Raw genomic sequence first — 4,612 nt, 5'->3', positions numbered from 1 at the left:
TTAAGCGAGCTTAACCCTTGGATCAACAAAGGCATATAAGATGTCTACTAGTATATTGACCACCACAAATATAAAAGCAATAAATAAAATTGAGCCCATGACCACCGGAAAATCTGACATTTCCAGTGCGGTAACCGTGGTACGACCGAGGCCATTATAGCCAAAAACATATTCTACAAAGAAAGAACCTGCCAGTAAAGAGGCAAACCAACCTGATATAGCTGTAATAACAGGGTTAAGGGCATTTTTCAAAGCATGTTTATAGATGATCGCCTTTCTGTCTAAACCTTTGGCCCTTGCTGTGCGGATATAATCTTGTCCGAGTACATCCAACATGGCACTGCGCGTTAATTGAACAATGATGGCCAATGGACGTAAGCCTAAAGTAACCATAGGCAGCCATAGATTTTTCCAGGTGGTTACTTCACCTTCAAAAGGGTCGTAGCTATATAAGCTGCCTGACATGTTTAAGCCTGTATAATCGCTGAGCACAAAGCCGAAGAACCAGGCAATAATAATTCCGGCGAAAAATGAAGGTGCCGAGATTCCTAAAATGGCAAAAGAATTTGCAGCTTTATCGATCCAGGTATCACGGTGAACTGCAGAAACTACCCCTAGCAAAACGCCAATAATGGTCGCAAAAATCATAGCCGTTATGGCCAGGATAAAAGTATTGGGCACAGTTTCAGAAAGAATAGTTGTTACATTACGTTTGGTCTGATAAGAGCGGCGAAGGTAAGGCATTTTTAAAGCTATAACATCCTCCCCTAAAGAAACAAGCTGTAGGTAATTATATTTCTGCTGTGCTGTGGAGTTATTTTCATGTAAGCCAATAGGCGAAAGGTCATTAATGTAATTAAAAAACTGCACCGGTTTAGATTTATCCAGGCCAAACTCTTTGCGTACCGCTTCAAGCGACTGCACATCAGAACGCTGTCCCATGGTCATCCTTGCCGGATCGCCGGGTAAAATGTTAAACAACACAAATACCACCACCACTACGCCGGCAATGACCGCTAAACCATATAAGAATTTCTTTACTGCGTATTGGAACATATTTACTTGCTGAAGTAAGTTGCTGCTAATTTTTCAAAAGAAGGAACTGTGTTGTAATGCCATTTATTAATGACAACCCCATTTTTCAATAAAACTATCCCAGGATTTGCCCTTACCATACTTTTTAAAGGTACTGCATCAGCATAAAAAATCTCTGTAGCAAGCTTTAGTTTATTGCTGAAAGCATTAGCATCCTGGGCAGAATTGGAGGTGAGTAAAACCGTTCTGATGTTAAATTGCTCAGCAGCTTTTAAGGCTATACCATTCAACTCAGCCATAGCCGATTCATTGGTATCACCCAAATTATAAGCTACAATGAGGATGTTATAATATGGGTTTTCAATCAATTCTTTAGTATAATTGGTGCCTGAAGCATCACTAATAACCAGGTCCTTTATTTTAGGCTCAACGCCCTTTTTTAGCAACTTTTTGTCTGGGTCGCCAACAATTACCCAGTTGGTATCTTTCCAGATTTCCGTTTTAAGGTAATCTTTGTCAGACATGTCCTTTTTCTCTTTCGTTTGCTCATTTTCCAGGTGATAGATGATCTGAAACTCATCTGGCACTGCCCCTTCCGGCGTTTTCATCAGCTCTGGAAGGTTGGCTCCTACTTTATAAGGGAGAAAATCCAGAAAAGGAAGCATGCTGTAGGTAACGATAGAAAAAGCAAGGGAAGCCCCGAAGGCAAGGTAAAGTGCAATCTGTTGTTTACGTTTGTGATGTATAACCGGTAAAACTTTATCACGGTGTATAAACAGGTATACAATTAAAATCAGCAGGATGATGTCCTTACCAAATGATTGCCACGGTGTAAGTGGAATGGCATCGCCAAAACAACCACATGAGGTAACCACTTTAAATGCGGCAGATACAAAAGTGAGGAAAGTAAAAAAGATAATGATGGCCAGTAAACCGGTGATCACTTTTCTACTGTATAAACCTAACAACAGCAGGATACCTAAAACAATTTCTAGTACGCATAAAAAAATGGCTATACCAGTCGCAAAACCACTTAAAAAAGGCAGGTGGAAAACTTCAAAGTATTCTTGCAGTTTATAGCCAAAGCCAAGAGGATCATTTGCTTTGATGAAGCCTGAAAATATAAACAGGATGCCAACAAAAAATCGGGAAAATTGAAGCAGACCTTTTTTCATTTTGTATTTATTATTGTTTAATTGTGATGAAGCCATAATGAATTTGTAGTTTTTGTGAAGTTCCAATTTCATTTGGTTACATTACTTTATGTGTTATTGTTTTATGAATGAAATTACAATGACTTTTGCTTTTGTTGAAAAGCTGCAAGTTCATTTAATATAATTTAAAAACACTCCTAAACTTTATAAGCGACCTTATGATGGTTTATTTGTTATTTTAAATCTAACTTAATTAAAGCAAAAACAGCATAGTTCAACATATCCTGGTAATTGGCATTTACACCTTCAGAAGCCAATGTAGCACCGGCGTTATCTTCAATTTGCTTCACCCTTAAAATCTTCATTAAAATAAGGTCCGTTAACGAAGAAATCCGCATGTCTCTCCATGCCTCCCCATAATCATGGTTTTTATCCAACATCAATTGTTTGGTTTTTTGCACCTGCTCATCAAACATCTTTTCTACTAAATCAACTTGTAATTCATAAGGATCAGCTGCTGTGAACTGGAGCTGCATCATGGCAATTACACAATAATTGACAATGGCGATATATTCTGAGGTAATGCTTTCGTCGATTTTAGCTATTTTCTTCTCTTCGAGGGTGCGGATCCGCTGGGCTTTAATAAAAAGCTGATCGGTAATAGATTGAGGACGGAGGATACGCCAGGCGGTTCCATAGTCTTTAGTTTTTTTTAAAAATAACGATTTACAAACCGTTATTACTGCATCGTATTCTTCTGTGGTTTTTGTAGCCAAAACAATATAATATTTAGTTTAAAGCTGTTTAATAGTGTATTTTTGTATTAAACAATGGATAAAGATACATTTTTAAACCGAAAGACAACACTTAACCTTGAAGGCCAATTGCTTGATTTGAGTACGCCAAGTGTAATGGGAATTGTGAACATCACCCCCGATTCCTTTTTTAGTGCTAGTTGTACGGCCAACATAGAACAAGCCCTATTAAAGACAGAAAGCCTATTACAGGAAGGTGCCCGGTTTATTGACATAGGTGGTTATTCTTCGCGCCCTGGTGCACAAGAAGTAAGCCAGGCAGAAGAAATTGACAGGGTTGTGCCTGTCATTGAGGCTATTTCAAAAACTTTTTCCCAGGCTGTGATCTCCATAGATACTTTCAGAGCTTCAGTTGCCAAAAGCAGTATCGCTGCAGGGGCACATATTGTCAACGATATCTCTGGTGGTGAACTCGATGATGAGATGTTTGCTACGGTAGCCAGCTTAAATGTACCCTACATTTTGATGCACATGAAAGGTACCCCTCAAACTATGCAGCAACAGTCGCAATATGAAAACGTAACCCTGGAAGTTGTTGATTATTTAGAGAAAAAAATAGCCCGGTTAAGGCAACTGGGTGTTAAAGACATCATTCTAGATCCCGGGTTTGGCTTTGCTAAAAACCAGGCACATAACTTCAAGCTCCTGCAGGAATTAGAAGATCTCCATATTTTCGGCCTTCCCCTATTGGTAGGCGTTTCCAGGAAAGGGATGGTCCATAAAACCCTTGGCATTACACCAGATCAGGCCCTCAATGGCACTACCGTGTTAAACACCATTGCCTTATTAAAGGGTGCCAAAATTTTAAGGGTACATGATGTGAGGGAGGCCAAAGAGTGTATTACGCTGATCCATCAAATGCAACAACCTTAATCTATTTATAATGACTAACTTGGCATTAATGAAAGGTTTTGATTTCGATTTTTTAAAAGTGACGATTACCGATGTCGCAGACATCATTTTAGTGGCGATATTAATCTATTACGTTTACAGTTTGATTAAAAATACCCTGGCAGTTAACCTGCTACTGGGCATGTTCATCATCCTGCTTCTTTATATTGTGGTAGATGCACTGCACATGACGCTCTTATCTGCCATCATCAATAAATTCATGAGCGTGGGCATCATAGCGCTGATCATCATCTTCCAGCCCGAGATCAGGCGCTTTTTACTTCTTATTGGCAAAAATACTTTCCTGCAGAAAAACAAAGCCTGGTGGGGTTATCTATTTGGCAATAAAGACATTGAAAGAGACAACCTGGTGCGCATTAAACCCATTATTGATGCTTGTAAAAGCATGAAAAAATCAAGAACAGGTGCACTGATTGTATTTGTAAAGTTTTACGACGACCAGTTATTCGCCAATAGCTGTGAGGTGATAGAGGCTAAAATATCTAAACGACTGCTGGAGAGTATATTTCAGAAAAACAGTCCGCTTCACGATGGTGCAGTAGTCATCTCAGAAAACAAAATTAAAAGTGCCAGTTGTATTTTACCTTTAACGGAGAACGACAAACTGCCCCCTCAATTTGGTTTGCGCCACAGGGCGGGTATTGGGATTTCTGAAAATACGGATGCTGTTGCCGTTATCGTTTCTGAAGAAACAGG

General features: G+C 39.3%; 5 protein-coding genes. 2 read left to right on the top strand and 3 right to left on the bottom strand.

Translation table 11 applies throughout. The features are described from left to right. The 3 genes from ACR2F7_RS01705 to ACR2F7_RS01695 all read right to left on the bottom strand — a co-directional run bounded on the left by ACR2F7_RS01705 (position 1) and on the right by ACR2F7_RS01695 (position 2,965). Positions 1 to 1,056, bottom strand: a complete 1,056-nt coding sequence (locus tag ACR2F7_RS01705; protein ID WP_432711880.1) for an ABC transporter permease — start codon at positions 1,054 to 1,056, stop codon at positions 1 to 3. Between the two features lie 2 nt (positions 1,057 to 1,058). Next, positions 1,059 to 2,210: a BT_3928 family protein gene (locus tag ACR2F7_RS01700; protein ID WP_432711879.1), complete on the bottom strand. Its 1,152-nt coding sequence runs from the start codon at positions 2,208 to 2,210 to the stop codon at positions 1,059 to 1,061. A 212-nt stretch (positions 2,211 to 2,422) separates the two neighbouring features. Then, on the bottom strand, positions 2,423 to 2,965 hold the full coding sequence (locus tag ACR2F7_RS01695; RefSeq protein WP_432711878.1) for a DUF1599 domain-containing protein: 543 nt from the start codon (positions 2,963 to 2,965) through the stop codon (positions 2,423 to 2,425). Between the two features lie 54 nt (positions 2,966 to 3,019). On the opposite strand from ACR2F7_RS01695, the gene folP reads away from it, so the two are divergent. Both folP and cdaA read left to right on the top strand, forming a co-directional pair. Continuing rightward, a complete protein-coding gene (gene folP / locus ACR2F7_RS01690; protein WP_432711877.1) occupies positions 3,020 to 3,877 on the top strand; it encodes a dihydropteroate synthase in 858 nt (285 codons plus the stop codon). 28 nt (positions 3,878 to 3,905) lie between these two features. Beyond that, positions 3,906 to 4,612 (top strand): diadenylate cyclase CdaA (cdaA, locus tag ACR2F7_RS01685; RefSeq protein WP_432711881.1); only part of this gene is annotated, 707 nt, incomplete at its 3' end.

The sequence above is a fragment of the Pedobacter sp. genome (genome assembly GCF_045628745.1).
In the GTDB taxonomy this organism is placed as follows: Bacteria; Bacteroidota; Bacteroidia; order Sphingobacteriales; family Sphingobacteriaceae; genus Pedobacter.
Note: the sequence above shows the minus strand (reverse complement) of the source record. Positions and strands in the feature narration are given on the sequence as shown.

Excerpts from the sequence above, each read along its gene's own strand:
- ACR2F7_RS01705 (WP_432711880.1), bottom strand. The coding sequence starts at position 1,056 with ATGTTCCAATACGCAGTAAAGAAATTCTTATATGGTTTAGCGGTCATT.
- ACR2F7_RS01700 (WP_432711879.1), bottom strand. The coding sequence starts at position 2,210 with ATGAAAAAAGGTCTGCTTCAATTTTCCCGATTTTTTGTTGGCATCCTG.
- folP (WP_432711877.1), top strand. The coding sequence starts at position 3,020 with ATGGATAAAGATACATTTTTAAACCGAAAGACAACACTTAACCTTGAA.